This is a genomic window from Psychrobacter sp. TB20-MNA-CIBAN-0197 (assembly GCF_040309765.1).
Classification (GTDB): Bacteria; Pseudomonadota; Gammaproteobacteria; order Pseudomonadales; family Moraxellaceae; genus Psychrobacter; species Psychrobacter submarinus.
Genome location: NZ_JBEOPC010000199.1, coordinates 1 through 363, shown reverse-complemented (window position 1 = coordinate 363; position 363 = coordinate 1). Strand labels below are relative to the sequence as shown.

At 42.7% G+C, this 363-nt stretch carries 1 protein-coding gene; it reads left to right on the top strand.

Annotated elements, in window-relative coordinates; translation table 11 throughout:
• Nucleotides 1-20: 20 nt before the first annotated feature.
• Nucleotides 21-363 (top strand): SDR family NAD(P)-dependent oxidoreductase (locus AAEY83_RS13295; RefSeq protein WP_351059486.1); only part of this gene is annotated, 343 nt, incomplete at its 3' end.

Here is a 363-nt window from a genome sequence, read left to right as displayed (position 1 = left end):
CCCTAACTCCCCTACTTTGCTTGCAGAGTATTTTGCCGCTCTTAACACATAAAACGCACTGTACTATTACAGCACTCAGTGCGCGTGTGGGCAGCATTAACGACAATAAATTAGGCGGTTGGTATACGTATCGCGCCTCTAAGGCTGCTCTTAACATGCTATTTAAAACCGCAGCGATTGAGCTTTCACGCCGAGCTAAAAATACCAAGCTCGTTTTATTTCACCCAGGGACTACTGATACTGCGCTTTCAAAGCCATTTCAAAAAAACGTACCCGCTGGAAAACTCTTTACAGCTGAATTTGTAGCTAAGCAGCTTTTTACACTTACTTTTAATAACCTTCATTTAGAACTCAATGGTGAGC